The organism is Butyricimonas hominis, from assembly GCF_014287455.1.
In the GTDB taxonomy this organism is placed as follows: Bacteria; Bacteroidota; Bacteroidia; order Bacteroidales; family Marinifilaceae; genus Butyricimonas; species Butyricimonas muris.
In genome coordinates this window covers 1-4,156 of record NZ_JACOOH010000022.1, presented here as the reverse complement: position 1 = coordinate 4,156, position 4,156 = coordinate 1, and the positions used below count along the sequence as shown (strand labels likewise).

At 44.3% G+C, this 4,156-nt stretch carries 4 protein-coding genes; 3 read left to right on the top strand and 1 reads right to left on the bottom strand.

The window, feature by feature from the left end; translation table 11 throughout:
• Positions 1-184: 184 nt before the first annotated feature.
• Positions 185-1,501: a DUF3945 domain-containing protein gene (locus H8S64_RS21855; RefSeq protein ID WP_186978701.1), complete on the bottom strand. Its 1,317-nt coding sequence runs from the start codon at positions 1,499-1,501 to the stop codon at positions 185-187.
• Between the two features lie 474 nt (positions 1,502-1,975).
• Here H8S64_RS21855 and H8S64_RS21850 point away from each other — a divergent pair, with 474 nt between their 5' ends.
• The 3 genes from H8S64_RS21850 to H8S64_RS21840 form a co-directional block, all read left to right on the top strand.
• Positions 1,976-2,560 carry a Crp/Fnr family transcriptional regulator gene (locus tag H8S64_RS21850; RefSeq protein WP_117749025.1) on the top strand — a complete coding sequence of 195 codons (585 nt, stop codon included), beginning with the start codon at positions 1,976-1,978 and terminating at the stop codon, positions 2,558-2,560.
• Positions 2,561-2,714: 154 nt separating this feature from the next.
• The gene (locus tag H8S64_RS21845) at positions 2,715-3,125 is read left to right on the top strand and encodes a hypothetical protein (RefSeq protein WP_117749024.1); all 411 of its coding nucleotides are present in this window, start codon (positions 2,715-2,717) and stop codon (positions 3,123-3,125) included.
• Positions 3,126-3,740: 615 nt separating this feature from the next.
• On the top strand, positions 3,741-4,156 hold a 416-nt coding region (locus H8S64_RS21840), incomplete at its 3' end, for a DUF6088 family protein (RefSeq protein WP_222621231.1).

Sequence of the window (4,156 nt, the reverse complement as noted above, 5' to 3'; positions counted from 1 at the left end):
CCGTAGGCTTCCGGCATGGCAAGCTGGATTAAGTGGCCGAACGCCCATGTCACCATATACCCGTTGCCGGAAAGATAACCGTCATTACGCCCGGTCGCACCGATGATGCGGGCGATGTCTTTTGCCACGCGGGGCTTCTCTGCTATCAATGCAATCATAATTCTTTACTTTTTAATGGTGGATATTACATTTTCATTCCTCTGGACTTCTTGGGTTTGTCCGCTTTCAGACTCTTGTCCTGCGCTTTCTCCTGCTTCTCTTTCTGCTTGGCGGTGGGCTTGTCCTGACCCTGTTTCAGCGGCTCTTTGCCCTGTTTGGTGGCTTCGTTGGTCTTGCCCTCCGAATTGACCGCTACCTGCGTCCGGCTCTCGGCGGCGGGGGTAACGTCTTTCGGCTGCACCTTGTCGGGGGATTTGCCCTGTACGCCGGGCTGCACATGACCGTTGAACTCAACGCCCTTTCCGTCCTTTATCCCGGCTACCTGCTGCTCTGCGGGCTGCTGCCCCTGCAGCAAGAACTGGACGGCGGCACGGGGCAGGAACTCCAAGCCACGCTCCACCGCACTGACCTGCAAATAGGCACTGCGTTTCGTGCCGTCCCTGAATTGCAGGTTTTCCATTTTCACCGCTTGCCCGGCTTCAAAGGCGGCTTTCTGCTCCGGGCTGACTTTCACGCCGCAAATGGTGTCGGGGCATTTCCACTTGTCAGCCCGCATATACTCCAGTTCGTGCGTGTACCTGTCCCGGCTGACGAACACGGGGATTTGCTCGCCGTTTTTCGGGTCTTTGATTTCAGCGATGCCGCCCAAGTTGCCAGTGCCTTGCAAGTTGCCCTGCTCCTGCTTGGTGAACCCGTGTTCGTGGAACGGGCGTTGCAACAGTTTCTCGTCCTGCTGCACGCCGTGCAGCTTGGGTACTACCGTGCCGTCCTTTGCCTGATAGAAAGAGAGCTTGACATCGGTAGGTTTGAGGTAGAAGCCGCCCACCGTCCCCGAAACGGTGTAGGTGTTGCGGGACTTGTAGCCACGCATCACCCGGTCGAAGTCCTTCGTGTTTTTCAGGGTGTCGGCGGTGATGCCGACTTTTTTCAGGTTCTCCCAGTCGATTTTTGCCGGGTCGAAGCGGTAGCCCTGCTTGAACTCGTGGAAGTCGGGCTTCGGAACTCGAAGCATTTCAGCCCGCTTGCCGCCCTCCGGTGTGGGGTTGCGGTGGTTGTCCTCGATTGCCTTTGCGTCCTGCTCCGCTTGGGAAGCCTTGACACTGAAAAGTTCCAGTCCGGAAGTGTCCTGAAACTTGCGGAAGAAATTGGAAATGAAGTTGCTGAACACATCGCTGTTCTTGTCCACCTGCATGAACTCGCCGCCCTGTGTCGGCGGTACGGTCTGCAAATTGCCCTCCTTGTCGATACCCTTAACGGCACTCACCTTGCCCTGCTGTTTATCCAAGACCAGCAGCACGTCTTTTTCCTGCCCCTCTGCGGGCGGGGTCATTCTGTTTGTCATAAATAATTGAAATTTTAGCGGTTACGGGAATAGTCCCGCCCAAAGGTAGCGACTAAATATGCTATATTTGGACGGGCGGCAAGGGCTGTCCGAATTTGTCCTGCGGTGTCTGAAATTGTCCGGGTACGGTAATTACTGCGAACATTATTCGCAGAATTTAGAATATCACCAGCAAAATATTCATTATGTTTTTACATGGTAATTATATCACACTATCTTTGTAAATAAAATCAAGGAACATAAATATGGCTTCATTCAGAAAAGAGATACTTGGGCAGATTGAACGGATAGATACTGGGCGTATATTCAGGTTCCGGGATTTGTCGTTTGAAACGGAAAAGACTGTCTGAAATATCATTTTCTTTTGTACCTTTGCATCCGCAGAAAACAAAAGAAAATCAACTATTTAGTGTAATTACCCGGTTGCGGTAACTAAATCGGGATAAAACCTCTAAACATTTCTCTTATATACAAATGATAGCCGAATTCAACTCATATATGAGTAACATAGACATAGATTTCTTCAAGGAGTTGTGTCTGAAACATGGAGAGTTACGACATTATAAAAAGAATGAGTTTATTCTCCATGAAGGTGATGCCTGTTCTTTCTTCGGGTTTATCTTGTCAGGTGTAGTCAAATACAGTTGCACCAACCGGACAGAAAACAAGCCGTATAATGTCGGTTTTTCCTTTTCAAATGAATTTATAGCCGATTATCCCACTTGCTTATATGGCATGAAATCAGAATTGAATATACAGGCGATAATCCCGTGCGAGATTTACATCTGTTCTTCTGCATTCTTACAGCAAAAATTCGAGGAGAACAAAGAAAGCCAACAGATAGCCCGTATCGCAGCCGAACAGATGTATTTCCAATCATATTCACGTTATTTGGATTTATTCAGATTCACACCGGAAGAGCGTTACCTCCAACTTTTAAAAAAATGCCCTGCAATCCTCCAAATGGTATCACTAAAAGAAATAGCATCCTACCTCAAAATTACACCCGTACACATGAGCCGAATAAGACGCAAGCAAAGTTTTGACAACAAAAAATAAACATAGGTTTAGAAATTTGCATTCATAACAATATTCCAAGAGCGTCTTAATTTGCCAAAGGATTCTTCTTTTTATCTTTGTCTTATCTTTGGTTGGTTCAACGAAGAAACAAAATAAAGATTGAATGAGTTAAACAAGAGATAAAAAAGAGAATATGAAAACAAAAGAAATTCTTGGAATATTTATGCTATTCCTATGTACATTCAGTTTTATAAGCTGCGATGATGATAATGAACAGACAAATGAATTAACCCCCGAAGCACTTTATCAGACTTCATGGCGTGGAACAGGGCATTGTGAGGCTTGGACAGTACAAAATATGGGGGTCGGTATGCAATTTATAGATACTCGGAAAGGAAAAGTAAATTGGGAAGGTTACGATGAAATTGATATTACTTATACAATAGAAGGGAAATATATCACCTTTAATAGCAATGCTTTATATTTGGGTGGAGCCCCTTGGATTATCAAAAGCTATACCCAAAAACATATAACCATTATACAGAATGAAATTAGTCCGGATAAAGAGAAAGTAGCTACAATTGAATTAGAGAAAATAGATTAAACTGAACCATGGGAACATTAAAAGTAATATGAAACTGAAATATATATTGAATGTTATACTATTTGTTTTGGCATTATCTTTTTTGTCTATGTGTATATTTAAGACTACAGAGTTAAGTTTAAAATGTATGCAATTTGCTGTATCTATCTCTTGTATAGGAGCAATGTTTTCTACAAAAAGATATAGATACATATTTGCATCTATTGCTTTAATCATTATAGGAATATCTTTTTCACTTTAAATGTCCATAATAACGATAATGATTTGATTATTGAATGGTATAATAATAGTCCAGTCTACAGATAGCGACTAAAAACGGGGGCAAGGGATGCCCGAATTTGTCCTGCGGAGCTTGAAATTATCCGGGTGCGGTAAATCTCCAACTGTTGGTTGGAGATTTAAAACGGGTACAGACCGAAGTTAATCGCTTGCTTTAAACGAGCCATTTGTGAGCCATTTGTGAAGCGTTTGGCAAGCCTTTGATTGAGTTTCCGTTATTCTTCTATTATCAGGTGACACGACAAAAAGAAAACATCTTCGGCAAAATCTTTGTTATGTTTTTGCAGGTGATTACATAATATACTATCTTTGCATATAGAAACAAAGGACATAAATATGGCTTCATTCAGGAAAGAGATACTTGGGCAGATTGAACGGATAGATACCGGGCGTATATTCACGTTCCGGGATTTATCGTTTGAAACGGAAAAGACCGCCAATGTTGCGGTGCTGCTCTCCGAACAGAGCCGCAAAGGGGTACTGGTACGGGTTGAAAAGGGGGCGTACTACCGTCCCAAGAAATCAGTGCTGGGGCTGGGAAAGTTGCCTGTCTATCAGGATGAACAGTTCCGCTACCTGACTGAAAAACTGAACGGCTATATCACGGGGGCTTACATCTATAACAAAATGGGACTGACCGAACAGGTTGCCACAACCATAACGATAGCCACTCCTAACCCGGTTCGCCGTTTCCGTTTCAAGAACTTGGATATAGAGTGCGTGAAAGCCTACTGCATGGACTACCCGGATGA